Source organism: Bacteroides fragilis NCTC 9343 (assembly GCF_000025985.1).
Taxonomy (GTDB): domain Bacteria; phylum Bacteroidota; class Bacteroidia; order Bacteroidales; family Bacteroidaceae; genus Bacteroides; species Bacteroides fragilis.
The window spans coordinates 4,429,437-4,453,947 of the sequence record NC_003228.3; the positions used below are offsets into that span (position 1 = coordinate 4,429,437).

The following is a 24,511-nucleotide window of genomic DNA, read 5'->3' on the forward strand; positions in this document are numbered from 1 at the left end:
TATTCATCAAGTATTTGGGATACAACCTGAATGGAATGACACAAATATATAACTATAAATATAGATATAGAACTATATTTATAGTATTTCACATATAAAAGTCATATTTAATAAAACATTCACATATAAGAAGAGGCCGCCTTTAAATAAGACGACCTCTCAGTTCAAATATACAATATAGTTAAATCATTATTTCTTTGGCAGTTCTTTCAATAAACAATCTACTGCAGCTTTCAATTGTGCATCTTCACCCTTCAACGAAGCGGCAGGCTCGTTATAGATCAACACATCCGGTTCAAGTGTATGGTTTTCCAGATAATTACCCTGCATATCCATACAACCTACCTGCGGAATGCCAAATACAAGACTCGGATCGATCTGACGTTCCCACCACACAGCTGTCATAGTTCCGGCCACCGGAGTACCTACAAGTTTGCCGATACCTAATGTTTTGTAAACATATGGAGTACCATGTGCATTACTATAGTTATCTTCACAAACCAGCATACACGAGGGCTTCAGCCATTTATTGAACGGATCGCTACCAATATACTGTCCGCGGGGAACAAAACGCTGATATTCTTTTCCACTCAGAAGCGTCACCACATCATCGTGCAACCAACCACCTCCATTATGACGGACATCTACGACTACAGCTTCTTTATTACGGTAGCGTCCCAATAATTCAGAATACATCTTACGGAAACTTTGGCTGTCCATACCTTTAATATGCACATATCCCAAACGGCCACCCGACAATTCTTCTACTTTCTTGCGATTACGTTCTACCCAACGTTTATACAATAATTCACGCTGCGCGCCATAACTGATTGCTTTCACAGTCTCTTCAAAACGCTTCTTTGTAGCAGGATCATAGACAGAGAGCAGCACCTTGCGTCCTACTTTCCCCTCAAATAACGGGAAATAGTCTTCACCTTTCTTAATAAGAGTACCGTCCACTTTCTCGATAATGCAACCCGGCTTCACATCCGTCTTTTTCAATGTAAAGGGACCTTGCTCGATAATTTCTTTTATTTTTAACCCATCACCGTTATATGTATCGTCATAAAATACACCCAGTGCTGCTGTTGCCAATGCACCTCCTGCACCGGAATAACGGGCTCCGGTATGTGAAGCGTTCAACTCACCAAGCATCTCACTCAGCAGTTCGGCAAAATCGTAGTTATTATTGATATATGGCAAGAACTTTTCATAGCTCTTCTTATACAAAGGCCAATCTACCCCTTGCAGATCTTTCACATAGAACTTATCATCGACCTGCTGCCACACATGATCGAAAATATAAGCACGTTCGCCACCCGGCTGATAATCAAAGAAAGATTCAAATGCAATCGGTGTTGTTTTACTACCGGCTATCTCAATTTTCTTCATACCCCCACCGGTACACATAAAGATGTTCTCACCTTTTTTATCGGGCAATAACGAACCGCCTCCAACACCTTTCAACAGAATCTTGGTAGAATTCTCTTTCAGATCATGTTCCCACAAATCATAACCGCTTTCAAAAGCTGCCAGATAATAGAGTTTATCACCTTTCGGTGTCAATACAGCATCACCCATGAAAGAAGAATTGACGGTCAGGCGTACAATACGGTCAAACCGATTGTCGAGATCGAACTTCAAAGGTTTCACCTCTTCTTTCTTTTCTTCATCCCCATCTTTCTTGTTTTTCTCTTTGGCGTCTTTTTTCTTATCGTCTTTTTTATTCTCTTTCTTTTTCTTTTCTGCTTTTTCTTTCTCGGCCTTTTCAGCTTTCTCTGCCTCTTCAAGCAAAGCAAGATCTTCCTTATTCATGCGGAAACGGTCGTAAGCATCTACATCGAAGAACATAATGTAAGCATCGTACTGAGCGCCCCAACTACCATGACTGCGATAGCCTGCACGGTCACTGAACCACACCATTGCTTTACCACCCAACACCCATTTTGCATTTCCATCCGAATATCCACTCTCGGTCAGATTGTGCATTTCTCCTTTACCATCGGCATTCAGAAGCACAATGTCTTTATTATTCCAACCACCGATACCTATAAATTCAGAAAGAATCCATTTACTATCGGGACTCCACTCAAACCACTGATCACCATCACTATAAGAATACTGATATTGTGCATCCATCACAGTACGTACCTTCTTAGTCTTAAGATTGATGACGCGGATTGCCGTACGATTTTCAAGAAATGCGATTTCTTTTCCGTCCGGACTATACTTCGGATTGAATGAAGCGATATCCGAATTAGTCAGACGTTCTTCTTTCAATTCCGTAGCATAAGTGAACTGTTTTTCGTCTTTCCGTACGATAGTCGAAGTATAGAGTTGCCAGAGTCCGCCACGTTCCGAAGCATACACCAGAGTGCGCCCATCGGGTGCAAAATCAATACCCCGTTCCTGGCAAGGTGTGTTCGTAACCTGTTTAGTAGTCTTATATTCCACCGAAGTGACATACACATCTCCTCTCAGAATAAAAGCAACTTCCTTACCATCCGGAGAAACAGCCATCTCGGTAGCCCCACTGGTCTTAATCTGGCGAATCAGGTCTTTATCATTTCTATCGGATAGAATCTTTACAGAAACTTTCTGCGGTTTACCGCCGGGAGCCAACGTATAGATCTCACCATCGAAACCATAACAAAGGTTACCGTTGGAAGCCATACTGAGAAAGCGCACCGGATGTTGCTTGTGGTGAGTCACTTGCTTGGATGTATCCGAACCGGGAGTACGCTGGTAAACATTAAACGTTCCATTCTCTTCACTCAGATAGTAGAATGATTTTCCGTCCGGTGCCCACACCGGTTCACGGTCTTCACCAATGAAAGTAGTCTGTTTTTCGTAGCGCGGAGTCTGTCCCGGCCGGAGCATCCAGATATCACGGGCAATCGGTGACTTCTGATGCTTGCGCCAGTAATCTTCGTATCCTTTCTTGTCCTGATAAAGAATTGTTCCTTCTTTATTTATAGAAATACATTCCATCGGCATGGACGAGAACATTACAGGACGTCCGCCCGAAACCGGAATCTGATATATCTGCTGAAATTGTCCGTTTGAAGGGAATCCGGCATCTTCGGTAGAAGGCATGATATCGGCAGTAAATAAAATATGTCCGGCATCAGTAAAAGCAACCGGAGTTTCGCCCCCCGAAAAAGTTGTCAAACGGCGAGGCTCTCCACCGTCTTTCGACACAATAAATACGTCCATACTTCCCATGCGGTCGGAAGCAAAAGCAATCTGCTTACTATCAGGACTCCAAATCGGTGTCGTATCAAAAGCTGGATTGGTAGTGATTTGCGTAGCCTTGCCACCGGATACGGGTACTGTAAAAATGTCACCTTTGTAGGTGAATGCAATGGTAGTTCCATCGGGAGAGATAGCACAATGACGCATCCACAACGGATTCTCTTGTGCCCAAAGTGCTCCGGCAAACAGAAGGGCCACAGCACTCATGAAGAGTTTTTTCATTTTGTATTATTTAAGCATATTAAAAAAAGCAAGACCCCACAGCCCTTGTAAAAAGAGTTGTGAGGCCTGCATATTCTATTTTCAGATTAAAAATCCGGCATTCAGATTAGAGAGCGCCAACTTCTTTCAAAGCAGCATTTGTTTTGTGAACAGCAGCGGCACTGGCAGCAAATTTAGCTTTTTCATCAGCATTCAGTTCCAGTTCAACGATTTTTTCGATACCGTTTTTACCCAGAATTACAGGAACACCGATGCAAAGATCAGATTCGCCATATTCGCCTTCAAGCATTACTGAGCAAGGAACCATCTTTTTCTGGTTGTGGATGATAGATTCTACTACATAAGCTCCTGCTGCACCCGGTGCATACCATGCAGAAGTACCCAGCAACTTAGTCAGAGTAGCACCACCTACCATAGTAGAAGCAACTACTTCGTTCAGTTTTTCTTCGCTCAGCAATGTGCTAACCGGCTGTCCTTTGTAAGTAGCCAGACGAGCCAACGGAATCATAGTAGTATCACCGTGACCACCGATCACCATACCTTCTACTTCGTTTGCGTTGCAACCTAAAGCCTGAGACAAGAAATATTTGAAACGTGAGCTATCCAAAGCACCGCCCATACCGATTACACGGTTTTTCGGCAATCCGAGTGATTTCAATGCCAAGTAAGTCATTGTATCCATCGGGTTAGAGATAACTACGATGATTGCGTTCGGAGAGTATTTCAAAAGATTTTCTGCTACTGATTTTACGATACCAGCATTTACACCGATCAGTTCTTCACGAGTCATGCCCGGTTTACGAGGAATACCAGAAGTGATCACAACCACGTCAGAGTTAGCAGTTTGAGCATAATCATTTGTGCAACCAACGATTGTTGTGTCGAAACCCAACAACTGAGCAGTCTGCATCATATCCATTGCTTTACCTTCTGAAACGCCTTCTTTTACGTCCAGCATTACTACTTCGTCTGCCACTTCATTGAAGGCCAGTACATTTGCACATGTAGCACCTACGTTACCTGCGCCTACTACGGTTACTTTTGACATAATACTTATATTTTAATAAAGTTGATAATTAGTTCGTATCGTTTTCGTGACGACAAAAGTACAACGATAATCGAAATTAAAGAAATTTTTCCATAATAATTTTAGTTAAAGAAAAGTGAATAGACTGTGTTACTCTGTATTGAAATGATTACTTTTGCAGCGTTTTATCATTCAACCTTATAGAATATGAATAAAAAGAATCTGCTGATCATTGCCGTATCTGTTCTGGTGCTTGCACTCATCGGTCTTACCTATCTGTTATTCTCTGAAAAACAGACTAACCGTGAACTGGTTCAGGAATTCCAACTGGATAAAGAAGACCTTGAAAATGAATACACTCGCTTCGCACAGCAATATGACGAATTAAAACTGACCGTATCGAACGACTCTCTGGCAGACTTGCTGGCCCAGGAACAGGTCAAAACGCAACGCCTTCTTGAAGAGCTCCGTACGGTAAAGAGCAGCAATGCCACAGAGATAAGACGCCTGAAAAAAGAATTGGCAACACTAAGAAAAGTAATGATCGGTTACATCAATCAGATTGACTCACTAAACAAACTGACTGCCCAGCAAAAGCAAGTAATAGCCGAAGTAACGCAAAAATACAATGCCGCTTCACGACAGATCAACAATTTGTCTGAAGAAAAGAAAAACCTCAATCAAAAAGTTACGTTAGCCGCCCAACTGGACGCAACTAATATCTGGATTGAACCTCGTAACAAACGTGGCAAAAAGGCTAAAAAAGTAAAGGATATCGTGAAACTGGCCATCGGCTTCACCATCGTAAAGAATATCACAGCCGAAACCGGAGAGCGTACACTTTATATCCGAATCACCAAGCCGGATAATGATGCGCTTACCAAGAGCCCGTCAAACACATTCCCTTACGAAAACCGTACGCTGACCTACTCCATCAAAAAATATATCGAATACAACGGAGAAGAACAGACCATCAACGTATTCTGGGATGTAGAAGAGTTCTTGTATGCCGGTGCCTACCGGGTAGATATTTTTGCTGACGGAACGATGATTGGGTCGCAGAAATTCACATTGGACTAAAATTTTAAAAACATATACTTTAAAGAGGATGTGCCAGAAGCCGGTCACTTAATAACCGGTTTCTGGCACATCCTCTTTATTACTTTAATTCTATCTCATTGAATGCTTTCCATTTCAACAACTCAGGATAGTGGTGATACGACTATTTTATCCCCTTCCACTATGAATCTCGCAATTTGCAAATCATTCAAAACATTTAATATTTCCCCGACAGGAAGGTGACGACTGGCAGAAAAATAAATCCGTTCCTCCAGCAAAGAATGGGAACGGAAAACAATATTTGTGTTATACCAAGCCCCGATTTCCTGCATAACATATCTCAGAGTGACATTATCAAAGATAAACAGACCTTCTGTCCAACTCTTTTGCATACAGATATCAGCCTGAGAAATACAGATATCACCTACTCTATCCAGATAAACCTGTTCACCCGGCTTTATCTTACAGGCTTTCGTATTGGCTTTATCACTGACTTGCACCGAACCTTCATACAGCACAACTTTAGAAGTCGTACCACATCCATAGGAATCAACATCAAATACCGTGCCCAATACACGCGTTTGTAAACTCCCGGTTTCTACAATAAAGGGATGTAAAGTATCTCTTTGAACATTAAATCTCGCAGCACCTTCCAACATTACCCGCCGAAGATCACCGGTAAACGCTTTCGGGTATTCCAAGCGGCTATTGGCGTTCAACAGCACTTCAGTACTGTCAGGCAAATGAATAGTAATAGTGGCAGCGGGTGGCGTTCTGACTGCAATGATCCCTTTATCCTCTGTCATCACCAATTTATCAGGCGAATTTACAGAAGCAAACACTTCGACTTCTTGGGATAGAAAGTTTTCCTGAGAAAAGCCCCAAAACAAAAGTAATGCCACGGAAGTAACTGCTGCAAAGCCGAATACCAAAGTTCGGACTCTTTCCTGCCGTCGGCGAGAGGCAAATGCCTGCCAAGCGGTTTCCGTCTCTTCAACAGAAGACAGGTCACCAAGAGCCTCTCCGAAAAGATTTTTGAGCCTACGGGAGGCTATATCGTTTTTATTATCCTCTCTCTGTTCCATTTGTTTCCTCCTTTCCGTTCATTTCATTACGTAAAATCCGTAAAGCTTTCGAAATATGTTTTTTCACCGTATCCGGACTTATTTCCAACCGTTCTGCAACTTGCCGATAGGTCAGTTTCTCCCAATAACAAAGTCTCAAAATGGTACGCGTCGGTTCCGACAGACTGCAAGCAATCGTTTCCGCTTGCTGCAACTGTGCCTCATGCTGCCGATATCCGGTATTCACATCCATCCGGGTCACCTCACGTAAAGTATCCAAATGCTGCTGTTCCACACGCAGGTGCTTTAACCGATTCAGGCACGTATTACGTGTAGCTGTATAGAAATAAGCGTTCTGCGTTTCCGCCTCCAGTCTATCAAAACATTTCCAAGCCTCTTCCATCACTTCGCCAACAATATCCTTCGCTTCTTCCCGATCGCTCATTAGCTGAATGGCATAACGCAACAGGCGGGGATATATCTCCACAAACAATTGCCTGAAGCGTTCTTCCCGTGAAATATGTCCACGAAACCGGAATATCGTTAATTTTGCCATAAGCCGACAAAATTAGCGATAATTCTTTTATCAGGCAGACTAAAGGCGCTGCTTTTCACTCTGTCCCGCACCGGTACCTTTATACTTACTCTTAGTTGCATTAAATTTATAAGATATCTGAATACCAAAACGTTGATTATCATTATATGAACGGGTCAGTATATGACTTCTGACTCCATATCCATCCATATAATGATAACGGGTATGAAAAATATCATCGGCTGTAAGTGTTATCATCAGAGCATCTTCCAGAAATGATTTCGACAGGCGGGCATTTACCGTACCCTCCCTGTGTATCAAAGAATAGCTTTGTTTGGCGGCTGTCGAGATATTCCCGTTCACATTCAAAAACCAACCATCAGGAAAAGTAAAACTATTATCAAGTTCAAAATAAAACTGAGGTTCATTCCAATGCCGGGTTATCCCTAAAGAACGAACATCGGCATCATAAAAATACATGCCTCCATTCAATTGCGGTTGCCAGCACCCGATTTTAGGAGAAACATTAAGATTCATCCCATAAGTATCTGTAGTAGGTATGGAGGCCATGGTAAACAACAACACTCCCGGATGGGTTTCATCATTATAAGGTTTGAGGAACCTCGTATATAAATCCAATGTTCTATCAAAAAAGAGATTTACAAATGCCCATCTTGATCCGGCATCCAATATAAAGACATGGTGTTTTTGTGGAACCAGTAGGGGATCTCCGCTACGATACATATATTTACTTGAATATGTAATTGAGCTTGAAAGCATGTGATAGTCGGGATTATTCCTTATTAAGCGATAAGAAAGGGATGCATGCCAACCTTTATCTTCATATCCTACTAAAGCGACAGGAACTATATCATTATACACCGGACTTTGTTCATCTTGGTGAACCCCATATTCATAATAATCCGTTTTTTGATGTTCATAACGCAGCCCCACAGCAACATTGAATTTATCCAAATGCAACGAATAATCGGCAAACACAGAATAAATAGACTGTTTGATATGATCATCGGCGTTGTCAGAAAAGCCACTTTGAACAAATACGTCGTGCCTGTTCGTAAACGTTTCCTCGGTACCAAACGACAATGTCCCTTTTCTGAAAGATCGTTTTACAACCATACGCATAGCATACAGATAGTTCCGGACTTCATTTTCAGATTGAGCGGCTTTATCATCATTGTTGAAAACTTCATTCGTGGAATTATTCTTTCCCAATAAATAATCAGCATTGAAATCCACATTCCATTGGCCGAACACCCCATTATAGTATCCATTCACCGAATGAGTCCAGGTAGGATAAGTATGTGCATGCTGCAAAGAAGATATTTCTTCTATCTTTTCACCATCCTTATACACAAAATTATTGCCAAGGTTAGTCCGATTCACAGAACCGACATTTGCACCCGGCATATATCGAGCACCCAAAGAATTCTTGTCATCCAACTCATAGTTGAAACCTACCTCACCGGAGAAATAAACAGCTTTATGAAAACTGGTAGCTCCTCCTTTGACCTCCCATCGGGAAGAAGCGTCAGTTTCCTGATTTAAGATTGATTCCTGATAATAATTTCCATGTTTCAAGTCACCTTTCACAAATAAATCCAATCCACCCGTACGGTAATTCAAGTATAGATTCTCACTGGCATTATAGTCATGTCCCTGAGAAAAAACACCTCGAAATCCACTGCTTATCCCTTGTCCTCGCCGACGGATCGTGCGGATACGAATGACTGAAGATACATCCGAACCATATTCCACTCCTGGTGTAGTAATCACTTCCGCCGATAAAATATCATCGGCACGCAAACGTTCCAATTCCCCCTGATCACGTATCTTACGGCCATTGATGTAGATAACAGGGACCCCGTGTCCCAGAACCATGTATTCCCCTACCCCTCCCGTTACAAAAGGAAGATGGGATATCATTTCTGCAGCAGAACCCATTTTAGCTAAAGGAGTACCAACGACATTAGCCAATAAGCCATTATCTTTATGTACTATTAAAGGATGATCGACACTAATAACCACTTCTTTCATTAATTGGGTATCGGAAAACAGACATACTTTATTCATTGCACCGCAAGGTTGGATTTTAGTCTGATAACCGATGTAGGACGTTTTCAAAAGATAATCTCTCCCTTCTTCACCCGGTATCCGGAACGAACCATCCTGATTCGTAACCACTCCATTCACAAAAGCAGAGTCTGCTTTGTCCAGCAATAGCACATTGGCGCAAACTAACGGTTCATTGTTTTCATCAATCACACTTCCTCGAATAGTTATCAAGCGTTTGTCAATGCTCCCTTTCTGAATGACAAAATAGTTTTCTCGTTCTTTATAAATGAACGGGGTACTTTTCAGAACGATGGAAAGTGCTTCCGATTCGTTTCTTTGATGGATAGAGGCAGTGACATGGTAAGTCTCAGTCTCGTTATAGGAAAAAATGATATGCTTCTCCCCCGCTTTCTCAATCAGTTTCAAAACAGCAGGCAGTGGCTTGTTTCTAAGTTCCAACGTGATTTGACCGGTATTCTGAGCCGAAAAAGGATATGCGCACAATAATAATACCACAGCCATCCAGCCTCTTCTGTCGTGTATTCCCCAATTCATTGTTTTTCTATTTTTTAATTAGTTGTTTATTATACTACAACCAAAGTATGCAATCGGGTACGCAATATTACAAAAAAAATAATCCGGAAAGACATGATCAATCCGTAGTTGATAAATAAGCAAGTATACAGGCTTTCAGCCTGCTAAGTCTTATTGGATAGAGAAAAGGCATGATAACACTTAAACGTATGAAAAACAAGATATTCAAAGCACTAAATTCTTGTAGGGAGAAGATTTGCTTTAACACAGTGTTAAAGCTTATGTTTTAAATCTAGACAACAAGTCATTTACATGCAAAAGGTTTGTTATTTACATTCGAAAAAGGAGAGACCTCAAGATGACGTTAACAATGTTAATTGAAAAGCAAGAATACATCACCCGGAATTCAAATACAGCACTATATAACAAAAAAAATTAAATCGTTTTGCTTTTTAAGATTAACCCTTTATATTTGCATCGTTGTTTATGCAATTATTGTTTCTTGTCCTAACAAGGATAACAAGAACAAAACCGGATAAACAAACAGCTCGCAAGCATTGTTCTTTTAAATGAAGTATCACCTTTATAATGTATAAGATGCGATGAAAAAATTACTGTTTCTGTTTTTTCTCCTAACAACTCCCTTTTCCCTGAAATCACAGGGGATTCTATCCTTAGATAGTTGCCGTGCATTGGCCATTGCCAACAATAAAGAGTTGCTGATAAGCGGAGAGAAAATAAATGCTGCACACTACCAAAAGAAAGCAGCCTTTACCAACTACCTGCCTAACTTCTCCGCCACAGGAGCTTACATGCGTAACCAAAAGGAATTCTCATTGCTTAACAATGACCAGAAAGCGGCTCTATCCGGCTTGGGTACAAGTGTGAGCGGTCCGTTGCAACAAGCCGCCCAAGTCATCGGACAGCTGCATCCGGAACTGGCCCCCATGCTTTCACAATTGGGAGGAGCCATTGTCCCGGCGCTCAACGAAGCCGGAACTGCAATTGTAGACGCATTCCGCACCGATACCCGAAATGTATATGCAGGAGCCATCACCCTCACCCAACCGCTATATATGGGTGGCAAGATACGTGCATACAATAAAATCACCAAATACGCCGAAGAACTGGCTCGTCAGCAACATAACTCGGGTATGCAGGAAGTGATTCTCAGCACAGACCAGGCTTACTGGCAAGTTATTTCCTTGGTCAACAAGAAAAAACTCGCGGAAAGTTACCTGAAGCTATTACAAAAACTGGACAGTGATGTAGAAAAGATGATTGCCGAAGGAGTAGCCACCAAAGCGGACGGCCTGTCGGTTCGGGTAAAAGTAAACGAAGCCGAGATGACACTGACAAAGGTAGAAGACGGATTAAGCCTTTCCCGCATGCTGCTGTGTCAACTGTGTGGCATCGACCTAAGCACTCCGATTGTCCTGGCTGACGAACAAGTAGACGATCTTCCGCTGATTCCGGCTACTACCAACTTTGAGATAGAAACAGCCTATGCCAACCGCCCCGAGATCCGCAGTCTGGAACTGGCTGCTAAAATCTATCAACAGAAAATAAACGTGACCCGTTCGGAACATTTGCCTTCCGTAGCATTAATGGGAAATTACATGGTCACCAACCCGTCTGTATTCAACAGTTTTGAAAACAAGTTTAAAGGCATGTGGAATGTAGGCGTTATGGTTCAGTTGCCTATCTGGCATTGGGGAGAAGGCATTTACAAAGTGAAAGCGGCCAAAGCCGAAGCACGCATCGCCCAATACCAACTGGAAGATGCCAAAGAGAAAATCGAGTTGCAAGTCAATCAATCGGCTTTCAAAGTAAACGAAGCCGCAAAGAAACTGGCTATGGCCAAAAAGAACCTTGAAAAAGCGGATGAAAATCTGCGTTATGCAACTCTCGGATTCGAAGAAGGTGTGATCGCTCCCAGTAATGTACTTGAAGCACATACCGCCTGGCTGTCGGCCCAATCGGAAAAGATAGATGCACAGATTGATGTAAAACTGACAGAAATCTACTTGCAAAAGTCACTGGGAACGCTCAAATAAGGTCAACGACCGAGTGCAAACATTCCTGAAAAGCTAATCTCAATAGTAATTTGTAAATCGTAAAAACCGTAAATAAAATGACATCACAAAAATCACAGAACAGCAATATGCTGCTTGCATTCCTCACCCTGCTGGGAGTTATTGTACTGGTTGCAGTTGTCGGTTTCTTCATGCTCCGCAAAGGTCCGGAAATCATTCAGGGACAAGCTGAGGTAACTGAATACCGCGTCTCAAGCAAAGTGCCGGGACGTATCCTGGAGTTCCGTGTAAAAGAGGGACAAAAAGTCCAGGCAGGAGATACACTCGCCATCCTGGAGGCTCCCGACGTAATAGCCAAAATGGAACAGGCTCGCGCCGCCGAAGCGGCTGCACAGGCACAGAACGAAAAAGCCATCAAAGGAGCGCGTCAGGAACAAATTCAAGCGGCTTATGAAATGTGGCAGAAAGCAATCGCCGGTGTCGATATAGCTGAAAAATCATATAAACGTGTCAAAAACTTATTCGACCAAGGAGTTATGCCGGCACAGAAACTGGACGAAGTCACCGCACAACGTAATGCAGCCATCGCAACCGAAAAAGCAGCAAAGGCCCAATACACGATGGCAAAGAACGGTGCCGAACGTGAAGATAAAATGGCTGCAGCAGCTTTGGTGGACCGTGCCAAGGGAGCTGTTGCCGAAGTGGAGTCGTACCTCAAAGAAACTTATTTGATTGCCCAGGCAGCCGGAGAGGTTTCCGAGATATTTCCCAAAGTGGGCGAATTGGTAGGTACCGGCGCCCCCATTATGAATATCGCCATAATGGACGATATGTGGGTGACTTTCAATGTACGTGAGGATCTGCTAAAAAATTTGACCATGGGATCAGAATTCGATGCTATCGTACCCGCATTGGACAATCAGACCATTCGCCTGAAAGTGCATTATATGAAAGATCTTGGTACATACGCTGCCTGGAAAGCAACCAAGACCACCGGCCAGTTCGACTTGAAAACATTCGAAGTAAAAGCGACTCCGCTTGAAAAAGTAACTAATCTGCGTCCTGGAATGTCAGTCATCATCAAGAAATGAAAGAAAGAGAAAAGAAATATATAGCCCTGTGGTTAGTCATGAAACGCGAATGCCACCGTCTCGTGTCTCGCCCGCTCTATCTCTTCTGCATGGTGATAGCTCCGCTGTTTTGCTATATTTTCTTCACCACGCTGATGGACTCGGGGTTACCGACCAATATGCCCGTTGGCGCTGTAGACCTGGACAATTCTGCCAGCTCACGAAACATTCTCCGCAATCTGGACGCATTCGGGCAAACAGCTGTCGTGGCGCGTTATAGCAGTGTTAACGAAGCACGTACAGCTATGCAGGAAGGCAAAATCTACGGATTTTTTTATATACCCAAAGGAATGTCGGCCGATGCCCAGAGTCAACGCCAACCCAAATTATCTTTTTATACCAACAACTCCTACCTGATTGCCGGCTCATTATTGTTCAAGGATATGAAGATGATGTCCGAACTTGCCTCAGGAGCTGCCGCCCGTTCAGTTTTATATGCCAAGGGAGCAACGGAAGATCAGGCGATGGGATATTTACAACCCATTGTCATCGATACACATCCGATACAAAATCCTTGGTTAAATTATTCGGTCTATCTATGCAATACGCTTGTTCCGGGAGTATTGATGTTGTTGATATTCATGGTAACAGTATTTTCCATCGGTGTGGAAATCAAGGACCGCACGGCCCGGGAGTGGCTGCGACTGAGCAACAACTCCATCTACATCGCATTGGCCGGTAAGTTGCTTCCACAAACCGTGGTATTCTTTATCATGGGTATATTTTACAATGTCTATCTGTATGGATATCTGCACTTCCCATGTAACAGCGGAATTCTTCCGATGCTGTTGGCAACCCTCTGCCTGGTATTGGCATCGCAATGTTGCGGTATCCTGATGATAGGCACACTGCCTACCCTTCGCCTCGGTCTGAGCTTCGCTTCGTTATGGGGAGTCATTTCTTTCTCCATTTCAGGCTTCTCTTTTCCGGTGATGGCCATGAATCCGGTATTGCAGGCACTCAGTAACCTGTTCCCCTTGCGCCACTATTTCCTGATCTATGTAGACCAGGCACTCAACGGATACAGCATGGCTTATTCCTGGTCAAACTATATGGCATTACTGATTTTCATGTTACTTCCGTTCTTCGTGGTACATCGGTTGAAGGAAGCTTTGATATATTATAAATACGTGCCCTAATGAAAGATATAAGTTTAAAAGATAAGATAACACAAGGCATCAATGACCTGTTTTATATCTGGAAGCGGGAATTTCGTACTACATTCCGCGACCAGGGGGTATTGATCTTTTTCGTACTCGTTCCATTGGTATATCCACTGATCTACAGTTTTATTTATACCAACGAAGTGGTTCGTGAAGTGCCTGCCGTGGTAGTAGATGACTCGCGTTCATCACTCAGCCGCGAATATCTGCGTAAAGTAGATGCCACCCCCGATATACAGATTGTGGCTTATTGTGCCGATATGGAAGAAGCCAAACAAATGCTCAAAGACCGGCTGGCATATGGCATCATTTACATTCCGAAAGATTTCAGTTCGGACATAGCTCAAGGCAAACAGACACAAGTCAGCATCTACTGTGATATGAGTGGACTGCTGTACTATAAAAGTATGCTTTTGGCCAATACTGCCGTGTCTTTGGATATGAACGAAAATATCAAAATAGCCCGCTCGGGCAATACGACCGACCGACAGGACGAAATCACTGCCTACCCTATCGAATATGAAGACGTAGCGATGTTCAATCCGACCAATGGCTTTGCCGCTTTCCTGATACCCGCTGTGTTGATCCTGATCATTCAGCAAACCTTGTTATTGGGTATCGGACTTTCGGCCGGCACGGCACGCGAGAACAACCGCTTTAAAGATTTGGTACCCATTAACCGCCATTATAACGGTACTTTGCGCATTGTATTGGGTAAAGGATTAAGTTATTTCATGGTATATGCCTTGGTATCTGTCTATGTACTATGCGCCGTCCCCCGTATGTTCAGCCTCAACCAGATAGGACAACCCGGCACACTGGCCCTGTTCATACTCCCCTATCTGATGGCCTGCATCTTTTTTGCCATGACTGCATCTATCGCTATCCGTAACCGGGAGACATGCATGCTGATATTCGTATTCACCTCTGTGCCTCTATTATTCATCTCAGGTATTTCCTGGCCGGGAGCTGCCATACCTCCATTCTGGAAATACTTCTCTTACATATTTCCATCAACTTTCGGTATCAACGGATTTGTGAGAATCAACAACATGGGAGCAACACTGAGTGAGATTCCATTTGAATACAAAGCGTTATGGATACAGACCGGCTTCTATTTTCTGACCACTTGCTGGGTATACCGTTGGCAGATTATCAAGAGCCGTAAACACGTCATAGACAAATACAAAGAAATGAAAAATAAAGGGAAAGAATTCTTTTCATAATCACATACGTGTGCATATTTATTCCGGATTTACCCGGAAATGTCTGCTATGACAGTTCTGCATAAAAATATATCGAATAGCTTTTGCTTGAAACAAAGATAATTAGTACATTCGAAGCGTCTATATCTTCATGCAGAAGATGTAAACAGAGCACATACAATAATAAAACACATGTTATGAAAAGAAAAATGATGTCCTTATTACTCGCATTGGCGGTAATAAGCGGAAGTAGCGTGTACGCTAAAGTGATTGACGTAATGTCTCCCAACGGAGCCATTAAAGTATCGGTAGACATCAAGGACCGGATTTATTATTCGGTGTCCTATGATAATGACCAGTTATTAAAAGATTGCTATCTCAACCTGCAACTGCAGAATGAGACGTTAGGTACGAATCCCCACTTACGGAGCACCAAACGTGGAACCATTGACGAAAGTGTAAAACGTGAAATACCTTTCAAGAATGCGATCGTAAGAAATCACTGTAATACCCTGAGAATGAATTTCAGCGGAAATTATGCCGTTGAATTCCGCGTATTCGACAATGGTATCGCTTACCGTTTTGTGACAGATAAAAAAGGAGATAACATCGTAATGGGGGAAGACTTCGCAATTAACTTTCCAACCAATTATAAAGCTCATCTCTCCCAACCGGATGGCTTTAAAACCTCATACGAATGCCCATATACTCATGTAGATACCGAAAAGTATGCTGCTACCGACCGCATGAGTTACCTGCCTGTATTGATAGAAACGGATAAAGCATATAAAATACTGATATCTGAAGCCGACTTATCCGATTATCCCTGTATGTTCCTTAAAAGTACCGGTAAGAACGGAATGCAGTCTATTTTTCCCAAAGCACCTTTAGCCTTCGGAGAAGATGGTGACCGTAGCCTCAAGATTACCGAAGAAGCCGATTACATTGCCAAGACGGACGGCAAACGTTCATTCCCCTGGCGCATGATGGTGATTTCGAAAGAAGACAAAGAACTGATTGAAAACGAAATGGTGTATAACCTGTCTGCTCCTTGTGTTCTTGAAGACTACAGTTGGATCAAACCGGGACAAGTGAGTTGGGAATGGTGGCACGACGCACGCCTCTATGGGGTAGATTTCCGTTCGGGTTTCAATATGGATTCCTATAAATACTACATTGACTTCGCATCCAAGTTCGGTATTCCTTATATCATCATGGACGAAGGATGGGCGAAAAACACACGTGATCCGTTTACCCCCAATCCCACCATCAATCTTACCGAACTGATAAAATACGGAAAGGACCGCAACGTAAAAATCGTACTTTGGCTGCCATGGCTGACTGTCGAGAATCATTTCGACCTCTTTAAAACATTTGCCGATTGGGGCATCGCAGGAGTGAAGATCGACTTCATGGACCGCAGTGACCAGTGGATGGTAAACTATTATGAACGTGTAGCCAAAGAAGCCGCCAAGCATAAACTGTTTGTAGATTTTCATGGTGCTTTTAAACCAGCCGGACTTGAACGCAAATATCCGAATGTGCTTTCCTATGAAGGCGTATTGGGCATGGAACAAGGTGGTAATTGCAAACCTGAAAACAGCATTTATCTGCCCTTTATGCGTAATGCCGTGGGACCGATGGATTTCACTCCGGGTTCAATGATCTCTGCACAGCCGGAAGACAACCGTTCCACCCGGGCCAATGCCATGGGCTCAGGAACACGTGCTTTCCAAATGGCTCTTTTCATCATCTTCGAAAGTGGTCTGCAAATGTTAGCCGACAATCCGGTTTACTATTACAGAGAACTTCCCTGTACCGAATTTATCACAAGTGTTCCCGTCACCTGGGATGAAACCAAGGTCCTCTATGCCAAAGTAGGTGAAGCAGTCGTCGTAGCCAAACGAAAAGGAGAACAGTGGTTCATCGGAGGTATCACCGGCAATCAACCACAAAACATCGAGATCGACCTCGGATTCATTCCGGCAGGACAATCATTCACATTAACCTCATTTGAAGATGGCATTAACGCTGACCGTCAAGCAATGGATTACAAGAAAAAGGAGTCTACCGTGAACAATCAAACCCGCATGACATTGAAAATGGTACGCAACGGGGGATGGGCCGGAACAATTAAAATGAAATAGAATATAAATCAAGTTCATCATAGAACACACAGAGTCTTCATCTCCTGTTAATGGAATATTTATGAAAAAGTTTCTCTGTGAAACTCTGTGTCACTCTGTGGTGATATGACATATTACAAAAATGAAAAAGCAAATCATACACCGCTGGATGCTGATGGCTGTCTTCTGCCTCGGAGCATCATTGATAGGAATAAATGCCCAAGAAAAAGACTGGGCTAACCTGCAACGTTATGCACAACAAAACGCCGAACTTCCGAAACCGGACAAAAACGAAAAGAGAGTGGTCTTTATGGGCAATTCCATCACAGAAGGATGGGTAAACACTCATCCTGATTTCTTTAAATCCAACGGTTACATCGGCCGGGGCATCGGCGGACAGACTTCTTACCAGTTCCTGGTACGTTTCAGGGAAGATGTCATCAACTTATCTCCTGCACTGGTAGTAATCAATGCAGCCACAAATGATATTGCCGAGAACACAGGAGCATATCATGAGGACCGCACTTTTGGCAATATTGTTTCGATGGTGGAACTGGCAAAAGCCAATCATATAAAAGTGATATTGACCACCACTTTACCGGCTGCCGCTTTCGGTTGGAATCCTTCCATTAAAGATGCTCCTCAAAAGATAGCTTCACTCAATGCACGTCTGAAAGCCTATGCCCAAACAAATAAAATTCCATTCGTCGACTATTACTCTTCTATGGTGAGCGGTAGCAACAAAGCTTTGAATCCGGCCTATACCAAAGATGGTGTGCATCCCACTTCCGAAGGATATGACGTTATGGAGAATCTCATTCAACAGGCTATAAACAAGACTTTACGATAACCATATTTAAAAAGGAAATTATGAAACCGTTTATCTCTTTTTGTCTTTTATTATGTATTTGCTTAGGTAAACTATATGCGCAAGGCATAAATATCGTATACATAGGCAACAGTATTACCCAAGGCGCATTATTGAAAACTCCGGCAACGGAAGCACCGCCGGTACAGGCAAGTCAATACATCGAACAAGCAACCAAGCAATCGGTCGCTTTTCGAAATTGTGGAGTAAGCGGAGCGACCACTTTGAATTTTCTTCCAATCGCAGAAAGACAATTTCCGAATGTAAAATCTGCCGCCCAAGAATTGAGTCAACGTAAAGGAACACTGCTTTTTTCCATTATGCTGGGCACGAATGACAGTGCTTGTAACGGTCCATTCGGTTCTCCGGTGGAACCGGTGTCCTACTATACCAACATGAAAACAATTATCGACGAACTCCTTTCTTTGTATCCGGAATGCAAAGTGGTGATTCATCAACCAATCTGGTATAGCCCGAACACATATAACAGTGCCATGTATCTGGCTGCCGGCCTCAAGCGACTGAAAAGCTACACTCCCATGATCCATAAACTGGTAGACCACTATTCACAGGCAAACCCCAATCAAGTCTTTTTGGGAGATACGGCTGCTTCCGATTTCTTCCGGAACAATTATCAGAGTTATTTCACGCCGGAGAATGGAAATGCAGGTACTTTTTATCTGCACCCGAATAAAGAGGGAGCCGGTATCTTGGGTAAATACTGGGCAGAGGCTATCCTAAAGGCAATATAAACAAATACATCCTCTCAAAGGGGCGCCGCAGATTCGCACAGACAACACCGGTTACTGACCAGTTCTTTATCTTTTAAACCGTGCGGATCTGTGGTGCCACCCTCAAGTAATTCCTTCATTTACATCATTTAACACACTTCACTTTGTTTAGTTACGACCGTTCCGTAGCTTTGTAATATAAACGTAATTAAATATACTCCATGGAAAAGTTGACAATGCAAGAAGAAGAAGTGATGATCTACATTTGGGAACTGGAAAGTTGCTATGTGAAAGACATCGTTGCCAAGTTTGAGCAACCTACTCCTCCCTACACCACGGTGGCTTCCATCGTGAAGAATCTCGAACGGAAAAAATATGTAAAGGCACAGCGTGTAGGAAACACGTATCTGTACACTCCGTCTATTAAAGAAAGCGAATACAAACGAAGTTTCATGAGTGGAGTCGTACGGAACTACTTTGAAAACTCTTACAAAGAGATGGTTTCTTTCTTCGCCAAAGATCAAAAGATATCGACCAACGACCTGAAGGAAATCATCGACATGATTGAGAAAGGACAAGAAAAATAATCGCTAATACCCTGAAAAACATGACTCCCGAACTGGCATATTTTCTGAAAATAAATATAGCAATTGCTTTATTCTACGCCTTCTATCGGTTGTTTTTCTACAGAGACACCTTCTTCCAATGGCGAAGGACAGCTTTGCTTTGCTTCCTTGTCATTTCTCCGCTCTATCCGGTACTGAACATTCAGGAATGGATCAGATCGCACGAACCGATGGTAGCAATGGTCGATTTGTATGCAACAATCGTATTGCCCGAAATCGAAATAACTCCCGAGGTTAGGGCTGCGGACTGGCAAAGTATCATTTTATCTACAGTAAATATCATCTATTGGTCAGGGGTCACTTTACTTTTAGTACGTTTCTTCGCTCAGCTTGCCAGTATTCTACGGTTACGTCTTCGTTGCCGGAAAGATCAGATAGAAGGAATACCCGTCTATCTGCTGGATAAAGAAAGTGGTCCTTTTTCTTTTTTTCACTGGATTTTCATTTATCCGCAGGCACACCCGCAGAACGAATTAAGTGAAATCCTGACTCACGAAGGAACACATGCCCGCCAAAGACATTCCATAGATGTGATTATCAGTGAGCTAATGTGTATTGCCTGCTGGTTCAATCCTTTCATGTGGTTGATGAAGCGGGAAGTACGGAACAATCTGGAATACATGGCGGATAATCGGGTGTTGGAAGCCGGACATGATTCAAAGTCCTATCAATATCATTTGTTGGGACTGGCACATCAAAAGAGCGCGATCACCCTTTCCAACAGCTTCAATGTGTTGCCGCTGAAGAACCGTATCACGATGATGAACAAAAAGAGAACCAAGGAGATAGGACGCACCAAGTATCTGCTATTTATCCCCTTGGCTCTTGCTTTGATGATAGTAAGTAACATCGAAGCAGTGGCACGTACCACTAAAAGTATTGCACAGGAAGTGATGCAAACCGTAGAAGAACAGATGGAACCCGAAAACACTGTTGCTGTTAAGGAAAGCACTTCCTCTCCCCAGGCAGCCAATCATATTTCACAACCTCAAGAGAGCGGCATAGCCGAACAGCCCGCCCAAGAAGAAAGCCGGGAGCAAATCGTATTCGAGGTTGTGGAGAAAATGCCGGAGTTTCCGGGTGGCGTAAGGAATATGAATCATTTCATCAACAGCCATCTTCGTTATCCGGTGATCGCCCAGGAAAACGGAACACAAGGCCAAGTCATCGCACAGTTCGTAATTCAGGCAGACGGTACACTCTCTGACCTGAAAATAGTGAAAAGCGTAGACCCGTTGCTGGATGCCGAAGCCATGCGCGTGATAAAAGAGATGCCTAAATGGCAACCCGGGAAACAAAGAGGAATAGCTGTTGCCACCAGGGTCACAGTGCCGATACGATTCCGACTGATGGATTCCGATTCCGCTCCGTCAACAGACAGCAATAAGAATCAGGAGAATACCATATTCGATGTGGTTGAACAAGCACCGGAATTCCCCGGCGGAATGGAAGCCTGCCTGAAATATATGTATAAAAATATAAAATATCCGGCAGTCGCAATGGAAGCGGGAATACAAGGACAAGTTGTCATACAAATAGTCATTGACAAGGACGGGAAAATACATGATCCCAAGATAGTTCGGGGAGTATCGCCGGAACTGAATGCCGAAGCGGTCCGCGTGATAAGCAACATGCCTCAGTGGATACCCGGAAAACAAAAGGGAAAGAACGTGGCAACCCGATTCACACTTCCGGTCCGCTTCCGTCTGGCTTAGTTCCTAAGCACCTAACCTGAAAATCATTTTAATAAAAACAATATGAAGAAAATCACATTTATTGCTATTCTTTTGCTGTGTATCTGTAGCCTCACAAAAGCTAAAGAGAAAGTTATAGAGCAACCCCCATTCATCGCCTGGACCAGTACCTCTATTCAAGTGGACAAAGTTGTTCTCAGCGATACAGCTACGGTGCTTTATATCAAAGCATTCTATCATCCCAAGCAATGGATCAGGATTTCCGGACAAAGTTTCCTGAAGGACAATAACGGAGAAACTTACACTCTGCGTTCGGGAATCGGTATCAAGCCCGACACGGAATTCTGGATGCCCGAATCCGGAGAAGGAGAATTCCGCCTGGTATTCCCACCGATCCCGGTCTCGGCTACTTCGATCGATTTTTCAGAAGGAGACAACGTTCAAGGTGCTTTCAAGATATGGGGCATTCAGCTGAAAGGCAAAGCCCTCCCGGAACTTTTGTTACCTCAAGAAGCCATCGTACATAAAATCGACATCAACGATGAATTGCCCGAGCCCAAAATTGAATATAAAGACGCTACTATAAAAGGACGGATTCTGGATTATCGCCCGGGACTCGTCAGCAAAATTGTACCGATTATATTCGATCCGGTAAAAGGTGCCTACGAAAGCGAAGAAGTAAAAATAAACAATGACGGTACATTCGTCACGAGAGTGAAAGTGCCGACCACCACATCGGCTGCCATCCGCCTTTTTGGTAAAATGATAACTTTCTATGCCGTACCGGGCGAAGAGAGCAGCGTCATTATCAATACCCGTGAACTTTGCCGCCAGCAATCCAAGTTTCATAAGGATGACAAACCTTATGGCGAAGCCGTTTATTTCGGCGGAACATTAGCCGGCCTGTCACAGGAATATTCGAACTGCACCCTAAAAACCTCCATTCTAAATGATTACCGCCAATTATTCAAGGATGTAGCAGGAATGGACGCCGGCGCTTACAAAGACTTTATCTATGGAAAGCGGGCTAATCTCCTGGCATCCATAGAGAAAGCTCCAATCAGCAAGGCGCTCAAGGCAGTGTTGGGCAATCAAGTGGATGCCGAGGCTGCCCAAGCCATCTCCCTGACGGAAATGGTTATCAAGCAAGCCTACACTATGGAGCACAAAATGAGCAAAGAAGAGGCCAGGGAATACTTTAACACGGCTCAGATAGAACTGCCTGAAAATTATTATGCGAATGCTTTCAGACCGCTCGCTTCCATCAACACCATGGCAGCACTCTATAATTCCAAGCTCTCCGAACTGATTCCGTATTATCTACGCCGTCGAACCGATGAACTGACCAAAGCCTGGGGAACCGACAAAGGAATCTACTTCGATATCAACAAAGCAGGCGAACTCTATTCGTCCATCAAAGAGTTCACCCCGCTGACTGCCGAACAGGAAGTGATACTTGCCACTCTTCCACCTGCCTGTCAGAATGAAGTGCGGGACGCCAACAACCAACTGCTGAAGACCCTTGAGGCCAATAAAAAGAAGACAGGGTTCACCATCAACGAAGTTGGTGACGTCAGCAATGAAGAGCTGTTTTCATCCATCATCTCTAAGTACCGGGGCAAAGTGATTCTGGTAGACTTCTGGGCAACCTGGTGCGGCCCCTGCCGCATGGCCAATAAAGCAATGTTGCCACTGAAGGAAGAGTTGAAAGGAAAGGACATCGTCTACCTTTACATTACCGGCGAAACCTCCCCCCTGAAAACATGGGAGAACATGATTCCGGATATCCACGGTGAGCATTTCCGTTTAACGGATGCCCAATGGAGTTTCTTAGGTGATAAATTCGACATAAGGGGCGTACCCACCTATCTCATCATCGATCGGGAAGGAAATGTCAAACATCAAAAGACAGGATTCCCGGGTGTAGCCCAAATAAAAGAGGAATTGATGAAAGTATATGATTAACCCTCCGGACAACAAACAATAAACAAAGAACGATCGGCTCCTGCCTATGAGACAAGGAACCGATCGTTCATCATTTAAAAGCGCTTATCGTTACTTATGTAACTCCACAATCTTCGTGGGAGCCATTTCTACATTCCGCTTATCTACCTGACGTACCACGCTGGCAGCCAGTGCGAGGAATGCACGACCTGTAACCGTATTTTCATCCAAAGCAACCGGAGTTCCTTTATCGCCTCCTTCACAGATACTCTGAACAATCGGAATCTGTCCCAACAGCGGAACGTTCATCTCTTCGGCCAACTTCTTGGCACCTTCTTTTCCGAAAAGATAATACTTGTTTTCCGGAAGTTCGGCCGGAGTAAACCAGGCCATATTCTCCACCAATCCGAGGATGGGGACGTTCACTTTATCATTAGTGAACATGTTGATCCCCTTGCGGGCATCGGCCAAAGCTACAGCCTGCGGAGTGCTGACAACAACAGCACCTGTCAGTGCCAGTGTCTGGACTACCGTCAGGTGAATATCGCTCGTACCCGGCGGAAGGTCGATCAGGAAATAATCGAGATCTCCCCAGGCGGCATCCCCGATCAACTGTTTCAACGCATTGCTCGCCATACCCCCGCGCCATAAAGTGGCCTGGTCGGGATCGACAAAGAAACCGATAGAAAGCAGTTTCACGCCATACTTCTCGACAGGAATAATCATATCGCGTCCGTCTATCTTCTCAGCGTAGGGGCGGGCATCTTCCACTTGAAACATCTTAGGCATGGAAGGACCGAAAACGTCGGCATCCAGTAGACCGACTTTATAACCCAACTTAGCCAACGCTACAGCCAGGTTGGCCGATACGGTAGACTTACCCACTCCTCCCTTACCGGAAGAGATGCCGATGATATTCTTCACATGGGGCAGCAATTTGCCCACTTCGGGACGTGCAGCCTGTACTGTTTTCACACTGATATTTCCAACTATCTCCACCTCTTTGCCCACATGAGTAAGAATAGCTGTTTCGGCAGCTTTTATCACCGACTTCATAAACGGATCGGTCGGTTTTTCAAAAATCAGGGAGAATGAAACCTTCATTCCCTCTATACGGATGTTATCCTCCACCATACCGGCCTCCACAAGATTCTTTCCGGTTCCGGGATAACGCACTGTAGCCAGTGCATCGAGTATTAATTTAGGATAGATTGTCATA

Annotated in this window: 17 protein-coding genes; 11 read left to right on the plus strand and 6 right to left on the minus strand. The window is 43.7% G+C overall.

Annotation, left to right across the window (positions count from 1 at the left end; genetic code table 11):
- Nucleotides 1–189 precede the first annotated feature (189 nt).
- Together BF9343_RS18140 and mdh are read right to left on the minus strand one after the other, a co-directional pair.
- The gene (locus BF9343_RS18140) at nt 190–3,477 is read right to left on the minus strand and encodes a S41 family peptidase (protein WP_010993555.1); all 3,288 of its coding nucleotides are present in this window, start codon (nt 3,475–3,477) and stop codon (nt 190–192) included.
- Between the two features lie 106 nt (nt 3,478–3,583).
- Entirely contained in the window at nt 3,584–4,525 is a 942-nt protein-coding gene (gene mdh, locus BF9343_RS18145; RefSeq protein ID WP_005791692.1) for a malate dehydrogenase, read from the minus strand.
- A gap of 186 nt (nt 4,526–4,711) precedes the next feature.
- Here mdh and BF9343_RS18150 point away from each other — a divergent pair, with 186 nt between their 5' ends.
- Complete coding sequence (locus BF9343_RS18150) at nt 4,712–5,584, plus strand: hypothetical protein (protein WP_005791694.1); 873 nt, start codon at nt 4,712–4,714, stop codon at nt 5,582–5,584.
- Between the two features lie 122 nt (nt 5,585–5,706).
- On the opposite strand, the gene BF9343_RS18155 is transcribed toward BF9343_RS18150, so the two are convergent.
- The 3 genes from BF9343_RS18155 to BF9343_RS18165 are packed head-to-tail and all read right to left on the minus strand — an operon-like array spanning nt 5,707 to nt 9,790.
- Nucleotides 5,707–6,648, minus strand: a complete 942-nt coding sequence (locus BF9343_RS18155; RefSeq protein WP_008770240.1) for a FecR family protein — start codon at nt 6,646–6,648, stop codon at nt 5,707–5,709.
- Complete coding sequence (locus tag BF9343_RS18160) at nt 6,629–7,183, minus strand: RNA polymerase sigma-70 factor (protein WP_005791699.1); 555 nt, start codon at nt 7,181–7,183, stop codon at nt 6,629–6,631. The genes BF9343_RS18155 and BF9343_RS18160 overlap by 20 nt, the downstream gene beginning before the upstream one ends.
- Before the next feature lie 39 nt (nt 7,184–7,222).
- Nucleotides 7,223–9,790, minus strand: coding sequence for a TonB-dependent receptor family protein (locus BF9343_RS18165; RefSeq protein WP_010993556.1), 2,568 nt, complete (start codon nt 9,788–9,790; stop codon nt 7,223–7,225).
- A 581-nt stretch (nt 9,791–10,371) separates the two neighbouring features.
- Here BF9343_RS18165 and BF9343_RS18170 point away from each other — a divergent pair.
- The 10 genes from BF9343_RS18170 (at nt 10,372) to BF9343_RS18215 (ending at nt 23,313) form a co-directional block, all read left to right on the plus strand.
- Nucleotides 10,372–11,826, plus strand: coding sequence for a TolC family protein (locus BF9343_RS18170; protein WP_005791704.1), 1,455 nt, complete (start codon nt 10,372–10,374; stop codon nt 11,824–11,826).
- A 77-nt stretch (nt 11,827–11,903) separates the two neighbouring features.
- Nucleotides 11,904–12,896 (plus strand): HlyD family secretion protein, encoded by a 993-nt coding sequence (locus BF9343_RS18175; protein WP_005799152.1) that lies wholly within the window; start codon nt 11,904–11,906, stop codon nt 12,894–12,896.
- Nucleotides 12,893–14,074: an ABC transporter permease gene (locus BF9343_RS18180; protein WP_005791708.1), complete on the plus strand. Its 1,182-nt coding sequence runs from the start codon at nt 12,893–12,895 to the stop codon at nt 14,072–14,074. Before BF9343_RS18175 ends, BF9343_RS18180 begins: the two co-directional genes overlap by 4 nt.
- Complete coding sequence (locus BF9343_RS18185) at nt 14,074–15,324, plus strand: ABC transporter permease (RefSeq protein WP_010993557.1); 1,251 nt, start codon at nt 14,074–14,076, stop codon at nt 15,322–15,324. The genes BF9343_RS18180 and BF9343_RS18185 overlap by 1 nt, the downstream gene beginning before the upstream one ends.
- Before the next feature lie 176 nt (nt 15,325–15,500).
- Entirely contained in the window at nt 15,501–17,450 is a 1,950-nt protein-coding gene (locus BF9343_RS18190) for a glycoside hydrolase family 97 protein (RefSeq protein ID WP_005804175.1), read from the plus strand.
- A 148-nt stretch (nt 17,451–17,598) separates the two neighbouring features.
- Complete coding sequence (locus BF9343_RS18195) at nt 17,599–18,279, plus strand: SGNH/GDSL hydrolase family protein (protein WP_032571373.1); 681 nt, start codon at nt 17,599–17,601, stop codon at nt 18,277–18,279.
- A gap of 20 nt (nt 18,280–18,299) precedes the next feature.
- Nucleotides 18,300–19,049, plus strand: coding sequence for an SGNH/GDSL hydrolase family protein (locus BF9343_RS18200; protein WP_010993559.1), 750 nt, complete (start codon nt 18,300–18,302; stop codon nt 19,047–19,049).
- A 200-nt stretch (nt 19,050–19,249) separates the two neighbouring features.
- A complete protein-coding gene (locus tag BF9343_RS18205; RefSeq protein WP_005791717.1) occupies nt 19,250–19,615 on the plus strand; it encodes a BlaI/MecI/CopY family transcriptional regulator in 366 nt (121 codons plus the stop codon).
- Between the two features lie 20 nt (nt 19,616–19,635).
- Nucleotides 19,636–21,369: a M56 family metallopeptidase gene (locus tag BF9343_RS18210; protein WP_010993560.1), complete on the plus strand. Its 1,734-nt coding sequence runs from the start codon at nt 19,636–19,638 to the stop codon at nt 21,367–21,369.
- Nucleotides 21,370–21,411: 42 nt separating this feature from the next.
- Complete coding sequence (locus tag BF9343_RS18215) at nt 21,412–23,313, plus strand: TlpA family protein disulfide reductase (protein ID WP_010993561.1); 1,902 nt, start codon at nt 21,412–21,414, stop codon at nt 23,311–23,313.
- 90 nt (nt 23,314–23,403) lie between these two features.
- Here the strand turns inward: BF9343_RS18215 and BF9343_RS18220 are convergent, their stop codons facing one another.
- Nucleotides 23,404–24,510, minus strand: coding sequence for an Mrp/NBP35 family ATP-binding protein (locus BF9343_RS18220; RefSeq protein ID WP_005791723.1), 1,107 nt, complete (start codon nt 24,508–24,510; stop codon nt 23,404–23,406).
- Between the last annotated feature and the right edge of the window lies 1 nt (nt 24,511).